Origin of the sequence: Pseudomonas zhanjiangensis, from assembly GCF_041027545.1 — a bacterium.
GTDB classification, from domain to species: Bacteria; Pseudomonadota; Gammaproteobacteria; order Pseudomonadales; family Pseudomonadaceae; genus Aquipseudomonas; species Aquipseudomonas zhanjiangensis.
Window position 1 is genome coordinate 270,841 of sequence record NZ_JBFTEG010000004.1, and the last position, 16,912, is coordinate 287,752.

Here is a 16,912-nt window from a genome sequence, read left to right on the forward strand (position 1 = left end):
CCTCGGCGCCCTGCGAGACAGCGAATGACAGGGCGACTCTCGCTGCCGCCGACACGGGGCAACGGCTATCGGATCGGCGGCGGCAAACGGGCCGCCGGACTATTCAGATGGCGGTGAGAGCGGCATCCGGCGGGCGCGCATGGCGGCAGTGCCACAGGGCCCAGAAGGCGAGGATGATGGTCAGCAGGGGGTTGAGCCGATTGGCGCCGAGGCGACTGCGCAGCCGCCGGGGGACAGGGCGAACGAGAAAAGACGGGGAAACTGGCGCTGGCAAGTTCATGAAGCAGGAGGCTCGCACAGCGCCATGCATGCGTTAAATCGTATTTCTCACATGCTCAGTTTATAGAGCGCTAAACATTCGGCCTAGGCGGCGCTCCTGGGCCGTTGCCCGACCATCCGCTGTGGCTCGGGCTTGTAGCCCACCCGCAGCGCGCCCCAGTGCTGGCCCTGCACATGGATCGGCACCGACAGGTCATGCATCAGCTCGCCGGTGTCGCGCATATAGGTCTGCAGCAGCAGCGGTTTCTGGTGGCTGCCGCAGCGGATCCCGGTGCGGTCGTTGAACAGGCGCTTGCCGCGGCTCTTGGCGGTGTCCACGGCGCGGTCGCCGCAGGGCGGCCGGTTGAAGGCGTTGTTGTGGGTCGGCACGTAGCCTTCCGGGGTGCAGGCGATGGCGAATACCAGGCCTTCGTGGCGCGCCAGCAGCGGCTCCTGCAGGGCCGGCAGGACCTGGTCGGCATAGCCGTCGAAACGGGTCTTGTACTTGGCCGGGAAGCTGCCCGGGATGGGCTGGTAGTGACGATCGAACAGGTCGCCAAGGCTGGTGCGTCCGGCCTGGATGTCCGCCTCGAACTGTGCGGCGATGGCCTGTGCGCCTTCGCGGGCCAGGTCATAGACGCGCTGGTGATAGTCGTCCAGGCCCACCTCGGCGAGCTTCTCGCTCACCGTCTCGGCCTGGTCGACCAACTGGGCGGCGGCGACGCCGAGCTGACGGGTCTGTTCCTCGCTGGCGTGCACGTCGCCGCGCAGCTGGCCGACGGCGACGGACAGGTCGGCCAGACGTTCGTGATTGCTCGCCGTACCGGCGCTGATCTGCGCCACCTGCTGCTCCACATCCACGGCGAGCTCTGCGATGCCGTGCAACTGCGCGCCGGTCTGCTCGACCTGCTGGGCGGCCGCATCCAGCTCGCGGGCCTGCTCCTGGATATGCGCCACCACCGCCGCGCTCTGTTGACGGATATCGCTGACCATCTGGCCGACTTCCTCGGTAGCGCTGGCGGTGCGCGCGGCGAGGCTGCGCACCTCGTCGGCGACCACCGCGAAGCCGCGGCCCTGCTCGCCGGCGCGGGCCGCCTCGATGGCGGCATTGAGCGCCAGCAGGTTGGTCTGGCTGGCGATCGACTGGATCACCAGGGTGACCTGCTCGATCTGCTCGGTGCGACTGCTCAGGCCGTCGATCAGTTCGCGGCTGGCGGCGGTCTGCGCACTCAGCTGCTGCATCCGGGCGATGGTCTGCTGCAGCGCCTGCTGACCGGCGGCGCTGCTCTGACGCACGCTCTGCGCCGCCGCCAGGGTCTGTTCGGCGCGCAGCGCGCTGTCCTGCTCGGTATCGGTGATGGCCGCCGCGCCCTGGCTGATCTGCTCCACCGCCAGCAGCTGCGACTTGAGCTTGTCGGCCAGCTGCTGCACCGCGCCGCCGACCTGGGCCGCGGACAGGGCGTTATGGCAGGTGTGCTGGGACAGGCTGCGGCTCAGGCGGGTGAAGTCCGCCTCCTCGGCCTGCCCTTGCGGTCCGCAGGCCGCGCGCGCGCGCCAGGGACCGAACCAGGGCCATAGCGCCAGCAGCAGGAACGACGGGATGCTCACGTATCCCGGCAGCGCCAGCTGTTGATAGGCCGCCATCAACGCGGCCAGACCGAACGCGTGCAGCAGGCAGGCCATCGGGATGCGAGAAAAGGCAGAATTCATGGCAGACCTCGTTATTCTTGGGGCGGCCAAACGGCCGCTGCGCCCCTGGGCGCGCATGACCGATGCCAGCGCGCGGCTGGCCGCCGGGCCGCGGTTTCAGCAGAGCGATAAGCCGGGGGAAAGGGTTCGCGCAGGAGCCGATTCGATCACGCAAACCGCTCCGGGGCCATGACACTTTGGTCGCAGATCACTGACCGCAAAGGCGGTGACGCTGGATAAAGCCGCGGTCCAGATAGTCCTTCCAGCGCCCGCAGAGCCGACCGCCGGCGCTCCACTGGCGCCAGCCGAGCAGGGCCCCGCCGTCGCCGGTGGCGAGCAGCGCCAGGGCGTGCCGCTGCGGTCGGTAGTGGCGCAACGGCAGGTCGCGCAGCAAGGCGCCGAGGTTGGCCGCCAGCACCGGCGCCATGCGCACCGAATAGACCCCGCTCTTGCGCGCCCCGGGCAGGCTGGCGCAGTCGCCGACGGCGAGGATCTGCGGATGGGACAGGCTCTGCAGGGTCGCACCGATGCGCACGAAGCCGCCCTCGTCGCAGTCCAGGCCGCTCTGCGCCAGCCAGGGCAGCGCCGCGGCGCCGCTGGCCAGGAGCAGGCGCGAGCCGCGCCACACCGGCTGCCCGCCGCTGAGCAGCTGGTCGCCGTCAATCAGCTCGATTGGGCAGTGCTCGCGCACCTGCACCCGGCGCTGACGCAAATGACCGAGGGCGCGCAGATGCAGGCCGGCATTGTGCCCGGCCAGCAGTGGGCCGGCGCAGAACAGCGCCAGCTGCGGCACCCGGTCGGCCAGGGCCAGGGCCAGTTCGACCCCGGCGGCGCCACCGCCGAGAATCGCCAGCGGCTGTGGATCGGCCTGCCAGGCCTGCCAGCCGGCGAGGAAGTCGGCGAACGGCTTGACCGCCAGCAGCTGCATGGCCTCGCCCTGCTGTGGCGGGCGGGCGACGTCGGCACCGACATTCAGCGACAGCCAGCTCGCGGCCAGGGTACTGCCATCGGCCAGGCGCACCCGGCGCTGCGCCGTGTCCAGCGCTTCGGCCTGGCCGATCAGCAGCTCGACCTTGGCCGCGCGGCACAGCGGCTGCAACTCGACCTGGCAGTCCGCCGCGCTGAATCGCTCGGCCAGCAGGCCCGGCAGCATCCCCGAATACCAGGCTTCCCAGCCGGAGCTGAGCAGGCCGATGCGTCCTGGCGGGCGCTCGTTCAGCGCCCAGCGCCGCAGCACGCCGAGGTGCGCGTGGCCGGCACCGAGCAGCAGCAGGTCGAAGTCGCTCATGGCTGCTCCAGGCCGTCGCGGTACTGGCTCGGCGCCTGGCCGGTCCAGCGCTTGAAGGCGCGGCTGAAGCTGCTGGTGTCGGCGAAACCGAGCAGGTAGGCGATCTCGCTGATCGAGCAGCGCGGATCGCGCATGTGCTGCAGCGCCAGGCTCTGGCGGGTGTCGGCCAGCAGGCTCTCGTAGCTGCACTGCTCGTCGGCCAGGTGGCGCTGCAGGCTGCGCAGGCTCAGGTGCAGGCTCTGCGCCACCCGCTCGGCCGAGGGCTCGCCGTCCGGCAGCTGCGCCTGCAGGCAGGCGCGCACCTTCTGCGCCCAGGAAGCCGCCTGCAACTGGGCGAGGTTGCGCTCCAGCACCGCCTCGTTGAGTTCGGCCAGCTCCGGGTTGCCGTCGTCCAGGTGCTGCTCCAATGCGGCGCGTGGGAAACGCAGCAGGTTTTCCGCCGCGGCGAAGTGCAGCGGCGCGCGGAACACCGCGTGCCAGGGCGCCGGGTCGGCAGGCGCCAGGCGCTGCAGGTAGACCGCCAACGGGGCGAAATCACGGCCCAGGCGGTTGCGGCAGCTGCGCACGTAGATCGCCGCGAAGGCATCCAGCGCCTCGGGTGCCGGCGGCGGGCTGCCGGGCGGCGCACGGAAGCGGAACTCGTAGCAGTCGGCGCACTCGCGCAACTCCAGCTCCATCGCATCGCTGACCACCCGGTGATAGCGCACGATGCGCTCGAACACCTCGCGCAGGCTGCTGCTGGCGTTGAGCGCGTAGCCGAGGGCGTGAAAGGTGGTGGCGCTGACGAACTGCGAGGTCTTCAGTCCCAGCGCCGGATCGCCGCTGGCCGCCACCGCCAGCTGCCACAGGCGGGTGGTGGCCGACAGCGGGCAGCGCGCGTTGGGCGCATCGAGCAGCTCCGGCTCGAGCCCGGCCTGGCGGCACAGCGCGGCGCTATCGAGGCCGAGGGCGTCGAGCTGCTTGCGCAGGGCGCGGGTCCAGCTGGCCAGGGTGGTGGGTTCGGCAGTCATGCAGGTTGGCGCATCCGGTCAACAGGTTGGCGTGCTCGGTCGGGCGCGACGGCGGCCGGCGCGGCACAGTGGCGTCACTGTCCAAGAACCAGAGGATGTAGGCATGTCCCTTTCCCCCGCAAGTGTTGCCGCGATGAATGATGCGCAGCGATCCGCGCATATTCGCCAGACGGTGATGGCCCACGGCGCCGAACTGCGCCGGCGCTACCCCCTCCTGCAGCATCAGGACGCCCTCGGCGCCGGCATCCTGGCCTTCGCCCTGGCCGGCATGCTCGGCTCGGCGGCGCTGTACCTGGGCGGCGTGCTGGCCTGGTGGGCGTGCCTGCTGCTCAATGCCTTCTTCGCCTCGCTGACCCACGAGCTGGAGCACGACCTGATCCACTCGATGTACTTCCGCAAGCGCCGGGTGCCGCACAACCTGATGCTGGCGCTGGTCTGGCTGGCGCGGCCGAGCACCATCAACCCGTGGATCCGCCGCCACCTGCACCTCAACCACCACAAGGTCTCCGGCAGCGAGCAGGACCTGGAGGAGCGCGCCATCACCAACGGCGAGCCCTGGGGCCTGGCGCGCCTGCTGATGGTCGGCGACAACGTCATGGCCTCGCTGATCCGCACGCTGCGGGCGCCGACCTGGGCGCACAAGCGCGCCATCCTGTGGCGCACCCTGCGCGTCTATGCGCCGCTGGCGCTGCTCAACTGGGGCACCTGGTATCTGTTCCTCGGCTTCCACCTGGTCGACTTCGCCGCTGGCGCCCTAGGCGCGCCTATCGCCTGGTCGGCGAGCACCCTGGAGACCATGAACATCGTCGACAGCGCCGTGGTGGTGCTGGTCGGGCCCAACGTGCTGCGCACCTTCTGCCTGCACTTCGTCAGCTCCAACATGCACTACTACGGCGACGTCGAGCCGGGCAACGTGATCCAGCAGACCCAGGTGCTCAATCCCTGGTGGCTGTGGCCGCTGCAGGCGTTCTGCTTCAACTTCGGCAGCAGCCACGCGATCCACCACTTCGTGGTCAAGGAGCCCTTCTACATTCGCCAGCTGACGGTGCCCTTCGCCCACCGGGTAATGCGCGAGATGGGCGTGCGCTTCAACGACGTCGGCACCTTCGCCCGGGCCAACCGCTGGACCCGCACCAGCGAAGCGCAACCGGCGGCGCAGACCCAGGCCGCCTGAACCGCGGCGCGGCCGCGCGGCCGCGCCCTCCCCCAGCCTTTACGCGAATTTGCCGATGAACGTCCTGATCGTCCACGCCCACCCCGAACCTCGGTCGTTCTGCAGCGCCATGAAGGACCTGGCCGTCGCCACGCTGAGCGATGCCGGCCATGCGGTGCAGTGCTCCGACCTCCATGCGATGCACTGGAACCCGCTGGCCTCGGCCACCGACTTCCTTGAGCGCAGCGACCCCGACTACCTGGTCTACGCCCTCGAACAGCGCCATGCCGTCGAGCACGGCACGCTGGCAGCGGACATCGCCGCCGAGCTGGACAAGCTGCTCTGGGCCGACCTGCTGATCCTCAACTTCCCGCTGTACTGGTGCTCGGTGCCGGCCTTGCTCAAGGGCTGGATCGACCGGGTGCTGGTCTCCGGCGCCTGCTACGGCGGCCGACGCTTCTACGATCGCGGCGGCCTGGCCGGCAAACGCGCGCTGCTGAGCTTCACCCTTGGCGCCCAGGCGCATATGTTCGCCGGTGAAACCGCCGTGCATGGCGAACTGGAGCTGATGCTGCGCCCGCTGCTACGCGGCACCCTGGCCTACACCGGCCTCAGCGTGCTGCCGCCGTTCGCCGCCTACCACGTGCCCTATATCGACGAGTCGGCGCGCCGCCAGCTCCTCGATGAGTACCGTAAGCACCTGCTCGATCTGGACCGGCTGACCCCGCTGGCGATGCCGTCGCTGGCCGACTTCGACCACCACCTTCACCCCCTGCACCATGAGGTACCGGCATGAAGACCTGGATCTGCATCGTCTGCGGCCTGATCTACGACGAGGCCAGCGGCTGGCCGGACGAGGGCATCGCCGCCGGCACGCCCTGGAGCGAGGTGCCGGACGACTGGCTGTGCCCGGATTGCGGGGTATGCAAGGCCGACTTCGAGATGCGCGAGCTCTGAGCTAGGGCGCCTCGACCAGGCGCGGCGCGGCGAAGTAGCTGTCGGCGCGCTCGCCGGTGTTGTCGCTGTCGGCGGCGAACACCACGCCGAGGATGCGCCGCGGCGCGCTGCCGAAGGCGGCGATGGCATCCCTGCGCAGGTCGCGGCTCTCCGTCAGCCACTGCCCCAGCGGCGCCTCGGGGCCGCGCAGTACCAGCATCTCGACGGTTTCGGCATAGGCGCTAGGCGCCTGGCTGCCAGGCGGCTGGCGATTGTCCCAGACATAGGTCAGGGTCTTGGCCGGCAGCTTGGGGTCATAGAAGGTGCGCGCCAGGCGCAGCTTCTGGCGGGCGAAGAAGGCCAGGCTGGAGAGCGGGTAGTCGAGCAGCACATAGACCCGCGCGGCATAGTCGTCGCCCTCGCGAGTGGCGAAGCGTGCCTGCTCCAGACGCCGCTCGGTGCGCCACTGCCAGCTCAGAACCCAGGGTCGGTCGCCGGGCAGGTCCAGCGGGTGCAGCAGGCCGCCGGCGGCATCATCGGCCTCGATGTGCAGGACCAGGCGGCCGTCCTGCTCGACCAGCTGGCGCCTCGGCGCGGCCAGCCCAGGAATGTCGGCGACGTGCCACGGCGCCGACCAGTCGCCGGCCGGCGGTCCGGCCATCCAGGGCGTCAGGGCATTGTCCGCTGCCGCCTGAACCAAGGGCGCCGTCAATAACAGCGCAAACCAGAGCGCACGCATCAGCCCAGGCGCCATTGGTGAAAGCGCGCGACCCAGCGCAATAGAGCTTCGGGCGCATGGGCGCGTTTCCACTGGCCGGCGGCGTACTTGTTGGCCTCGGCCAGGGTCGGGTAGCTGTGGATGGTGCCGAGGATCTTGTTCAGGCCCAGCTTGTGCTTCATCGCCAGCACATACTCGGCGAGCAGTTCGCCGGCCTGCTCGCCGACGATGCAGACGCCGAGGATGCGGTCCTTGCCCGGGTCGGTGAGGACCTTGACGAAGCCCCGGGCGGCCTCGTCGGCGATCGCCCGATCCAGATCCTCGAGGTCGTAGCGCGTCACCTCGTAGTCGATGCCCTGCTGTTTCGCTTCGCCCTCGGACAGGCCGACCCGCGCCACCTCGGGGGCGGTGAAGGTGCAGTGGGGGATCACTCGGTAGTCGGCCTTGAAGCGCCTGAACCCGCGAAACAGGGCGTTGACCGCGGCGTACCAGGCCTGATGGCTGGCGAAATGGGTGTACTGGTAGGGGCCGGTGACGTCGCCCACCGCATAGATGTTGGGAAAGCGCGTGGCCAGGTAGTCGTCGGTTTCCAGGGTGCCGTTGTCGCGCACCGTCAGACCCAGCTCCTCGGCGCCGTAGCCCTCGACGTTGGCCACCCGGCCCAGGGCCAGCAGCAGGCAGTCGAAGCCGATGGCCACCTCTTCGTCGTTGTCGCGGCGGCGGGCGATCAGCCGCGCCTCGCCGCCGGCCTGCTCGATGCGCTCGGCCTGGTAGCCCAGGCGCAGGTCGACGCCATCACCGCGCAGGGCGGCCATCACCAACTCGCTGGCATCGCCGTCCTCGTGCGGCAGCAGGTGTTCGCGACGCTGCACCAGGGTGACCTGGCTGCCCAGGCGCTGAAAGGCCTGGGCAAGCTCGCAGCCGATCGGCCCGCCACCGAGCACCAGCAGCCGCCGCGGCTGCTGGCGCAGGGTCCAGATGCTGTCGGAGGTGTAGTAGCTGACCGACTCCAGGCCCGGCAGATCCGGCACCCGTGGCCGCGCCCCGGCGGCGATGATGATGGCGCGGCTGCTCAGGGTCCGGCCGTCGACCTCGACCGTCCAGGGCGAGGTCAGGCGCGCCTGGCCCTTGATCACCTCCACGCCCAAGCCCTCATAGCGCTCGACCGAATCGTGCGGTTCGATCTGGCCAATAATCCGCTGGATGCGCTGCATCACGGCGGCGAAATCCACCTCGCCGGACACCTCACGCCATCCCAGGGCCTCGGCTTTGTTCAGCTCCGCGGCTAGTTTGGCCGAACGCAGCAGCGCCTTGGACGGCACACAGCCGGTGTTCAGGCAGTCGCCGCCCATCCGGTGCTTTTCCACCAGGCTGACCTTGGCCTTGACCGCCGCGGCGATATAGGCGCTGACCAGGCCGCCGGAGCCGGCGCCGATCACCAGCAGGTTGCGCTCGAAGCGCTCGGGCTTTTGCCAGCCGGCATACACCCGCCGCGCCTTGATCAGCTCAAGCAGCTTGCGCGCCAGCAGCGGGAACAGACCGAGCAGGGCGAAGGCGCCGAGCAGCCCAGGCGAGAGGATGCCGCCCAGGGAATCAATCTGCGCCAGTTCGCGTCCGGCATTCACATAGACCAGGGTGCCGGGCAACATGCCGATCTGACTGACCCACCAGTAGGTGCGCAGCGGCAGGCGAGTCAGGCCCATGGCCAGGTTGATCAGGAAGAACGGGAAGACCGGCACCAGGCGCAGGGCGAACAGGTAGAAGGACCCCTCGCGCTCGATGCCGGCGTCGATCTTCTCCAGGCGCCGGCCGAAGCGGCTGCGCACCCAGTCGCGCAGCACGAAGCGGCTGCTGAGCATGGCCAGGCTGGCGCCCAGGGTGGAGGCGAAGGACACCAGCACCAGCCCTTCGAGCAGGCCGAACAGGGCGCCGGCCAGCAGGGTCATTAGCGCCGCCCCGGGCAGCGACAGGGCGGTGACCGCGACATAGGCGAGAAAGAACAGGCCCAGGGCCTTTAGCGGGTGAGCCGCGACCTGGGCATCGAGCGCCGCCTGCTCAGCCTTGATCCGCTGCAGGTCCAGGTACTGGCCCAGATCGAAGTAGAAGAAGGCGCCGATCAGCGCGAGGATCAGTACCAGCAGCACGAGTTTGCGGACATTCATCCGGCGGGCGCCTCCAGCGCACAGGGGGTTGGACACAAGGAAAAGCCGCCGAGCAGGGCGGCCGAAGCCGGTTCCAGGCCGGCGCCGAGAATGCGCCCGCGGTAGGACAGCGCCGCCGGGCTGGCGGCCGGCCACTGCCGGTCGAATTCGGCAAGGAAGGCGTCGTGCTGGTAGTTCAAAGGCAGCGCCTCGATAAACAGGCCGTCGCGCTGGCAGCGGTACAGCGCCGCCGGATGGGCCGAGGTGGCGATGCGGCTGACCAGCCCATAGCGGCCGTCGGCGAAGTTGGGCATGCCGGCCGCACCGTTGTTGATCAGCGCACCATGGTTCAGGTCCAGGGCCACGGCCGCGCAGCTATGGCTGGTGGCTAGCACCTCGATGGCGTTAGCGGCCAGCCAGGCGTCCAGCTCGGCGCGGCGCCCGGCATCGGCCAGCGCCTCGCGGGAACAGCCCCAGCCGGCCAGGGAGCGCTCGTCGCCGTGGCTGATGGCGACCGCGCGGCCGCCAACACTGACCCGTGCCCAGGCCGGCCGCGCCGCCAGGCGCGCGGCCATGCCCGGCAGGCGCCGCACGGTTGCCTTGAGTTCGGCCTGGATGGCGTTGGAGCGCTCCACCACCTGGTCGGCCACGCTGGGCGGGTAGGCGCAGCCGCAGCCGGCGCCGCTGTCGGCCGCCCGGCCCAGTTCGGTCTCGACGTTGCCGCGCAGGGCCAGGTGCGCGGCCAGGCCCTGTTCGACGGCCTGGAAGATTGCCGGGTCGCGGTCCAACCAGTGGGCATCGCCGTTGAACAGCACCCGCGCCCCCGGCTCGGCGGCCAGCAGGCGCTCCAACGCTGCCAAGGCCTGGCGATTGCCATAGAGCCCGCCGATCACATAGAGGCTGGCGCATTCAAGCAGCGGCTCACCGGCGAAGGCCTGCGCGCCCAGGCGGTAGTCCAGCGGGCAGTCACGCCCGGCGCGCATCAGCTGCGCTCCCGCAGCAGGCTGGGCAACAGATAGCCCAATGCGCAAAGACCCAGGCCATAGAAGTTGGTGCCCAGCAGCAGGGCGTACTTGCCCTCGCCTATGGCCCAGGCCTGGGGAATCAGGTCCAGGGTCAGCGCCAGACCCAGGCCGATGCCGCACCAGAAGCTCAGGTGAAAGCCCAGCCGGGTCGGCCGCACCAGGCCGTGGAGAACGAACACCGGGGCCAGGCCGATGACCATGGTGCCGCTGATGGTGGTGGCCTTGAGGATGTCGGTGCCGGCGATCATCGGCAGGTTGCCGAGCAGGGCGAACAGCACCATCACCGCCATGCCCAGGCCAATGGCCTTCTGCCCCAGGTCGCGCCCGGCCAGCAGCGGCAGCTCGCGCCCGGCCAACTTGGCCAGGCTGGAGAAGGTCGAGTCGAGGGTCGAGCCGGCGGCCGAGACCATCACCACCGTCATCACTAGCAGCGCCGCCACGCCCAGGCTCTTGGCCAGGGCCGCCGGCACGTTGTCCGAGGCGGCCAGGCCGGTCAGCTGGGCGTGCACGCCGATCAGGCTGAAGGCGAGGATGGCGACGAAGCCCAGCGCGCCGGCGACGATGAAGGCGCGGCGCATGCTCTTCTCTTCGCTGATGAAGCCGCGGTCGGTCAGCACCGGGTCGTGGAAGCCGTAGCTGAAGACCTGCAGGCCGGCCACCAGCAGCAGGTCGACCCCGGCGTCCAGGGCCCAGTGGCTGGTGCTGGCCAGCTCTTCCGGCGAATGCTGCGGTAGTACCAGTCCCAGCACCCAGACCAGGGCGGCGAGGAAGATCGCGGCCTGGGCCGCATCGGTGAGAATCGAGCTGCGCAGCCCGCCCTTGAGGCTGTAGCCCAGGGTCACGGCGGTGAACAGCAGGGCAGCGCCGATGAACTCGGCGCTGCCGGAGTCGCCGTAGTAGCCGCCGACCACCGCGGTGTTGCTCCACACCTCGTTGAACAGGCGAATGAGGATGGCGGCGGAGAAGGCCAGGGCCGCGCCGCGGCCGTAGTGGCTGCTCAAAAAGCCGACCAGGCCGGTGGCGGCAAAGCGCCGTCGAAGGCGATAGATCACCAGGCCGGTGAGCGGGATCGACAGCCAGTAGGTGGCGTAGGCCAGGCCACCGACCAGGCCATAGCTGGCGCCGAGGTTGGCGGCGTTGGTGACCGACTTGGCGAAGATCCAGCTGATGAAGATACTCGAGGTCAGCAACCAGGGCGCGGCGCTGCGGCCCTGGCCGTCCTCGCCCTGGAAGAAGCCGCCGAGAGTCACCGCACGCGGCGCCAGCGCCAGCATCAGCCCCCCATAGAGCAGCAGGAACCCCCAGAAAAACAGCCCGATCACGCCGCTTCCATCCATACGTCAATCCTTATCAGTTGAGGGCGCCACCAGCCCGCAGGGTGCGCCATGCGCACCAGAGACTGCGAACTGCCCTGGTGCGCACGGCGCACCCTACACCCGTTTTAGTCATTGAGGGCGCCGCCGCAACTGGAACCCTGGCCAGCGGTGCAGGCGAAGCAGTGGTCGCGGGTGACGATGGGGTTGTTGGCCAGGCGGGCGTCGAGTAGGTCGCGCAGGTGGGCACGCTCGCGGCCGACCAGCTGACCCTGCAGTTGCAAGGGCAGATCGAGCATCTGGTTGAAGTCGCAGTCGTACAGATAGCCCTGCCAGTCGACGCTGACCAGGCTGCGGCACATCAGGCCGTCGAGATTTTCCGCGCGGTAACTGTCGCGCAGCAGTTGCATGTAGGCGTTGAACTGGCCCTTGCTGACCAGGGTGCTGCCGAAACGGGCGATCGGCTGATTGGTGATGCACAGCAGATGGTTGAAGGCGATGCCGAAGTCTTCGAGCAGGTGACGCTTGTAATCGGCCTCCAGCGCCGCCTGGGGCGGCGGCAGGCGCGGCCCCTGGGGGTTGTAGACCAGGTTGAGCACCAGTTCCGAACCGGCCTGGCCGTAACCCAGGGCATTGAGCTGCTGCAGGCCTTTGATACTGGCATCGAACACCCCGTCGCCGCGCTGCGCATCGACGTTATCGCGCGAGTAGCAGGGCAGCGAGGCGGTGATTTCCACGCCCTGCTCGGCCAGGAACCCGGCCAGGTCTTCGTAGCCGGGTTCGCCGAGGATGGTCAGGTTGCAGCGGTCAATCACCCGCAGGCCCTCGCGCCGCGCATGGCGGACGATCTCGCGAAAGCGCGGGTGCATCTCAGGCGCACCGCCGGTGAGGTCGAGGGTCTGCACCGGATGGGCGTCGATGACCTGGTGCAGCAGCGCCAGGCTGTCGTCGCTCATCGCCTCGGAGCGGGTCGGCCCGGCGTTGACGTGGCAGTGCAGGCAGCGCTGGTTGCAGCGATAGGTCAGGTTGATCTGCAAGGCTTCCAGCGCACCCCGGCGGATGGGCGGGAAAGCCAGCTGATCGAGCAGGGGCAGCATGGCGTGCATCGCACAGCTCCTCGGAACGGATAGCCTATTGAGCCTGAAGTCCGGGATTTGTTACAGCCGGGCGATCTACACCAGTGCCAGCCGGTCATGCAGAGATGCCGGCAGCATGGCGGCGGGCTGTCGCTACGCAAAAAAAGACCCGCCAGAGCGGGTCTAAGTACATGCCTGGCTGGTGAGCCTTCAGGCAAGTTCGTCGAAGCACTCGGCGATGATCGCCAGGCCCTTGTCCAGCTGGGCGTACGGGGCGGTCAGTGGCACCAGCACGCGCAGGACGTTGCCGTAGGTGCCGCAGGACAGCAGGATCAGGCCCTTGTCGCGCGCCTTGGCCACCACCTGGCCCACCAGGGCGGCGGCCGGCTTGTGCTGGTCGCCGTCCTCGAACAACTCCACCGCGATCATCGCTCCGAGGGCACGCACGTCACCGATCACCTTGTGCTTGCTCTGGATCGCCTTGAGGCCACTGACCAGGCGCTCGCCGACGGCCTGGCAGCGCTCCAGCAGCTGCTCTTCCTCGAACACCTCCATCACCGCCAGGGCCGCCGCGCAGGCGATCGGGCTGCCGGCATAGGTACCACCGAGGCCGCCGGGAGCGATGGCGTCCATGTACTCGGCCTTGCCGCATACGCCGGCCACCGGGAAGCCGCCGGCGATCGACTTGGCGAAGGTGGTCAGGTCCGCGGCCACGCCCATCTGCTCCATAGCGAAGAAGGTGCCGGTACGACCGGCGCCGGTCTGCACCTCGTCGGCGATCAGCAGGATGCCGTGCTGGTCGCAGAGGGCACGCAGGCGCTGCATAAAGGCCTTGGGCGCGACATAGAAGCCGCCCTCGCCCTGCACCGGCTCGATGATGATGGCGGCGATGTCACGCGGCTCGGCATCGTTCTTGAACACCCGCTCGATGCTGGCCATGGCGTCGTCGACGCTGACGCCGTGCAGTTCGCAGGGGTACTGGGCGCGGTAGACGCCGCCCGGCATCAGGCCCATGCCAGCCGAGTAGGGATTGACCTTGCCGGTCAGCGACAGGGTCATCATGGTGCGGCCGTGGTAGCCGCCGGTGAAGGCGATCACCCCGGCGCGTCCGGTGGCGGCGCGGGCGATCTTGATCGAGTTCTCCACCGCCTCGGAGCCGGTGGTGACCAGCAGGGTCTTCTTGGCGAAGTCGCCCGGGACCTTGGCGTTGATCTTCTCGCACAGCTCGACGTAGGGCTCGTAGGCCAGCACCTGGAAGCAGGTGTGGGTCAGCTTGCTCAGCTGCGCCTGCACCGCCGCCACCACTTTCGGGTGCAGGTGACCGGTGTTGAGCACGGCGATACCGCCGGCGAAGTCGATGAACTCGCGGCCCTCGACGTCGGTGACGGTGGCGTTCTCGGCCTTGTCGGCGAAGATCGGGTGGATCTGGCCCACGCCGCGCGGAACGGCGGCAGTGCGGCGTTGCATCAGGGATTCGTTGGTCTTGCTCATGGCTTCCTCATCGGCCGCTCATCGGTCGGCGCAGTTCAAGGATGAAGGCCCCCGCAAAGGCGCTGCGCCGCATTCGATGATCGACTGCGCAGGCTTTGCGGAGGCTCGGTACGGTTCATGCGAGCACAGCTGGGGCGCCACCCGCTCTTTCGGGTTTTGCCCCGTCTAGAATCAGATACCGAGGCAGAGGTACTTGATCTCCAGGTAATCCTCGATGCCGTACTTGGAGCCTTCGCGTCCCAGTCCCGACGCCTTGACCCCGCCGAACGGCGCCACCTCGTTGGAGATCAACCCGGTGTTGATGCCCACCATCCCGTATTCCAGGGCCTCGGCCACGCGGAACACCCGGCCCAGGTCGCGAGCGTAGAAGTAGGAGGCCAGGCCAAACTCGGTGTCGTTGGACATGGCAATCACCTCGGCCTCGTCCTTGAAGCGGAACAACGGCGCCAGCGGGCCGAAGGTCTCTTCCTTGGCCACCGCCGCGCTCAGCGGCACGTCGGTGAGGATGGTCGGCTCGAAGAAGCTGCCGCCCAGAGCATGGGGCTTACCACCGGTGAGCAGCTTGGCACCCTTGCCCAGAGCATCGGCGATGTGCTCCTGGACCTTGGCCACGGCCTTGCTGTCGATCAGCGGACCCGTGGTGGTGCCCTCGTCCAGGCCGTTGCCAATCTTCAGCTTGGCAACGGCGGCGGCCAGCTTCTCGGCGAAGGCATCATAGACGGCGTCCTGCACGTAGATGCGGTTGGCGCAGACGCAGGTCTGGCCGTTATTGCGATACTTGGAGATCAGCGCGCCCTCAACCGCCTTGTCCAGGTCGGCGTCGTCGAACACGATGAAGGGTGCGTTGCCGCCCAGCTCCAGGGACACCTTCTTGATGTCCTTGGCACACTCGGCCATCAGCTGACGGCCAATCTCGGTGGAGCCGGTGAAGCTCAGCTTGCGCACGATGGGGTTGCTGGTCAGTTCGCCGCCAACCTCTCCGGCGCTGCCGGTCACCACGCTCAAGACGCCCTTGGGAATACCCGCGCGCTCGGCCAGCTCGGCCATGGCCAGGGCAGAAAACGGCGTCTGGCTGGCCGGCTTGATCACCATGGTGCAACCGGCAGCCAACGCCGGGCCCGCCTTGCGGGTGATCATCGCCGCCGGGAAATTCCACGGGGTGATGGCGGCGGTCACGCCGATTGGTTGCTTGATCACGATCAGGCGCTTGTCCGGCTGATGGCCGGGGATGACGTCCCCATAGACACGCTTGGCTTCCTCGGCGAACCACTCGATGAAGGAGGCGGCATAGGCGATCTCGCCTTTGGCCTCGGCCAGCGGCTTGCCCTGCTCCAGGGTCATCAGGCGACCCAGATCATCCTGGTGCTCCATCATCAGCTCGTACCAACGGCGCAGTTTGGCCGCGCGCTCCTTCGCGGTCAGCGCACGCCAGGCCGGCAGGGCACGGTCGGCCGCTTCGATGGCACGGCGGGTTTCGGCCGCACCCATCTTGGGTACGCTGCCGAGGATCTCGCCAGTGGCTGGGTTGTTGACCTGAATGGTCTGACCGCTTTCCGCGTCGAGCCAAGCACCATCAATAAAGGCTTGCTGGCGGAACAGTTGGGTGTCTTTCAATTGCATTGCTGTCTCCTTCATATCCCGACACCCTGGCGTCGGACGGTAGCTGGTGGAGTCATGGGCCCTTGCCCAAAGCAGTAGAATGCAGCCTGACGCTGCGCCTTGCTGGCCTTTGAAAATTCGAGCGACTTGCCGTGCACGAAGTTCCGAACGATTCCCGCAAGAATGTTTGAAATCTCAAACGAATCCTAGGGTCCAACCACGCAAAGGGCAATAGCCTGTTCGAAAAAATTAACGATATTTTGACTCAAATGCCCCCTCCGAGACTCAGGCATCGAAAAGTTGCAGTTTGCGCCAAGTCTCCCGCGCTCCTTAACCTCTAAGGTTAGACAGGAAACGCAACTGGATCTGCCCTCTACCAGTCCGACCGCGTCGCCAACCGGTGCAGACCGCCAGCATGGACGCCAGGCCAGGAGATGGGTATGATTGCGCCCGCGCCGCACCAGTAGCTCAGCTGGATAGAGTACTGCCCTCCGAAGGCAGGGGTCGTGGGTTCGAATCCCGCCTGGTGCGCCATCTTCCCCTCTTAGGCCAGCACAAGCCTTGCTTGTCCAAGCCCCCCCCCCCCGCAATCGCGCGCAGACGCGCGAGAGACAGCAGCAAAGAAGTGTTCGGCCAACAGGCCTCGACAGATATTGATCTGCGGATAGCGCTGCGCCCCCATGCAAGACGCAAACGACAGACGATCAGGCCAGTCTTGCTCTGGCCCTTATTCAGTATTGCGCCTCCGAGCAAGGGCTGACCGGCCCAGCAAGAAAGCATTGCGAGGGCAACAGCACTCTGCGAATCGCGACAGGGCCTTTGCTGCACTGAAGAACTTCGCCCGTGTACTGCGTCTGATACGCGACGATAGACTGCCTACCGGAAACCTCGAAAGACGAGCATCTGGCCGCAACGGGACTCGATATTGCGGGGATCTTGCCTGTGCGTCTGAGTTGAATTCCCAGGCCTGCCTCCGATCGGATTAACGGATGCTAAGTCGGCAATGGCTATGCCTCTCTTGCCCCGGCGGTACCTTTTTCCCGCGCAAAGACAAACCCCCCAGCTGCGTTAGCGGCTGGGGGGTTTGGTTTTAGAAGCTTGACGATGACCTACTCTCACATGGGGAGACCCCACACTACCATCGGCGATGAATCGTTTCACTACTGAGTTCGGGATGGGATCAGGTGGTTCCAATTCTCTATGGTCGTCAAGCAA

Annotated in this window: 13 protein-coding genes, 1 tRNA gene and 1 rRNA gene; 4 read left to right on the forward strand and 11 right to left on the reverse strand. The window is 67.9% G+C overall.

Annotation, left to right across the window (positions count from 1 at the left end; genetic code table 11):
• Positions 1-363: 363 nt before the first annotated feature.
• The 3 genes from AB5S05_RS08195 to AB5S05_RS08205 all read right to left on the reverse strand — a co-directional run bounded on the left by AB5S05_RS08195 (position 364) and on the right by AB5S05_RS08205 (position 4,245).
• Positions 364-2,025: a methyl-accepting chemotaxis protein gene (locus AB5S05_RS08195; RefSeq protein ID WP_438943554.1), complete on the reverse strand. Its 1,662-nt coding sequence runs from the start codon at positions 2,023-2,025 to the stop codon at positions 364-366.
• Between the two features lie 130 nt (positions 2,026-2,155).
• The gene (locus tag AB5S05_RS08200; RefSeq protein WP_369287013.1) at positions 2,156-3,235 is read right to left on the reverse strand and encodes an FAD-dependent oxidoreductase; all 1,080 of its coding nucleotides are present in this window, start codon (positions 3,233-3,235) and stop codon (positions 2,156-2,158) included.
• Positions 3,232-4,245: an AraC family transcriptional regulator gene (locus tag AB5S05_RS08205; RefSeq protein ID WP_369287014.1), complete on the reverse strand. Its 1,014-nt coding sequence runs from the start codon at positions 4,243-4,245 to the stop codon at positions 3,232-3,234. Before AB5S05_RS08205 ends, AB5S05_RS08200 begins: the two co-directional genes overlap by 4 nt.
• A gap of 103 nt (positions 4,246-4,348) precedes the next feature.
• On the opposite strand from AB5S05_RS08205, the gene AB5S05_RS08210 reads away from it, so the two are divergent.
• From AB5S05_RS08210 to AB5S05_RS08220, 3 genes are read left to right on the forward strand one after another with little or no spacing between them, the layout of a single operon-like run.
• The gene (locus tag AB5S05_RS08210; protein WP_369287015.1) at positions 4,349-5,419 is read left to right on the forward strand and encodes a fatty acid desaturase; all 1,071 of its coding nucleotides are present in this window, start codon (positions 4,349-4,351) and stop codon (positions 5,417-5,419) included.
• 55 nt (positions 5,420-5,474) lie between these two features.
• Positions 5,475-6,194, forward strand: a complete 720-nt coding sequence (locus AB5S05_RS08215) for an NAD(P)H-dependent oxidoreductase (protein ID WP_369287016.1) — start codon at positions 5,475-5,477, stop codon at positions 6,192-6,194.
• On the forward strand, positions 6,191-6,355 hold the full coding sequence (locus AB5S05_RS08220) for a rubredoxin (RefSeq protein ID WP_369287017.1): 165 nt from the start codon (positions 6,191-6,193) through the stop codon (positions 6,353-6,355). The genes AB5S05_RS08215 and AB5S05_RS08220 overlap by 4 nt, the downstream gene beginning before the upstream one ends.
• Position 6,356: 1 nt before the next feature.
• Here the strand turns inward: AB5S05_RS08220 and AB5S05_RS08225 are convergent, their stop codons facing one another.
• The 7 genes from AB5S05_RS08225 to gabD form a co-directional block, all read right to left on the reverse strand.
• Positions 6,357-7,073, reverse strand: a complete 717-nt coding sequence (locus AB5S05_RS08225; RefSeq protein ID WP_369287018.1) for a DUF3047 domain-containing protein — start codon at positions 7,071-7,073, stop codon at positions 6,357-6,359.
• A complete protein-coding gene (locus AB5S05_RS08230) occupies positions 7,073-9,214 on the reverse strand; it encodes a dihydrolipoyl dehydrogenase family protein (RefSeq protein ID WP_369287019.1) in 2,142 nt (713 codons plus the stop codon). The genes AB5S05_RS08225 and AB5S05_RS08230 overlap by 1 nt, the downstream gene beginning before the upstream one ends.
• The gene (locus AB5S05_RS08235; RefSeq protein WP_369287020.1) at positions 9,211-10,176 is read right to left on the reverse strand and encodes a hypothetical protein; all 966 of its coding nucleotides are present in this window, start codon (positions 10,174-10,176) and stop codon (positions 9,211-9,213) included. Before AB5S05_RS08235 ends, AB5S05_RS08230 begins: the two co-directional genes overlap by 4 nt.
• Positions 10,176-11,555 carry a sodium:solute symporter gene (locus tag AB5S05_RS08240; protein WP_369287021.1) on the reverse strand — a complete coding sequence of 460 codons (1,380 nt, stop codon included), beginning with the start codon at positions 11,553-11,555 and terminating at the stop codon, positions 10,176-10,178. Before AB5S05_RS08240 ends, AB5S05_RS08235 begins: the two co-directional genes overlap by 1 nt.
• A 104-nt stretch (positions 11,556-11,659) precedes the next feature.
• Positions 11,660-12,637: an arsenosugar biosynthesis radical SAM (seleno)protein ArsS gene (arsS, locus tag AB5S05_RS08245; protein WP_369287022.1), complete on the reverse strand. Its 978-nt coding sequence runs from the start codon at positions 12,635-12,637 to the stop codon at positions 11,660-11,662.
• A 180-nt stretch (positions 12,638-12,817) separates the two neighbouring features.
• Positions 12,818-14,098, reverse strand: coding sequence for a 4-aminobutyrate--2-oxoglutarate transaminase (gene gabT, locus AB5S05_RS08250; RefSeq protein WP_369287023.1), 1,281 nt, complete (start codon positions 14,096-14,098; stop codon positions 12,818-12,820).
• A gap of 171 nt (positions 14,099-14,269) precedes the next feature.
• Positions 14,270-15,718 (reverse strand): NADP-dependent succinate-semialdehyde dehydrogenase, encoded by a 1,449-nt coding sequence (gabD, locus tag AB5S05_RS08255; protein WP_369287024.1) that lies wholly within the window; start codon positions 15,716-15,718, stop codon positions 14,270-14,272.
• A 436-nt stretch (positions 15,719-16,154) separates the two neighbouring features.
• On the opposite strand from gabD, the gene AB5S05_RS08260 reads away from it, so the two are divergent.
• Positions 16,155-16,231: transfer RNA gene (locus tag AB5S05_RS08260), tRNA-Arg, on the forward strand.
• Positions 16,232-16,793: 562 nt separating this feature from the next.
• Here AB5S05_RS08260 and rrf read toward each other — a convergent pair.
• A 5S ribosomal RNA gene (rrf, locus tag AB5S05_RS08265) occupies positions 16,794-16,909 on the reverse strand.
• Positions 16,910-16,912: the final 3 nt, after the last annotated feature.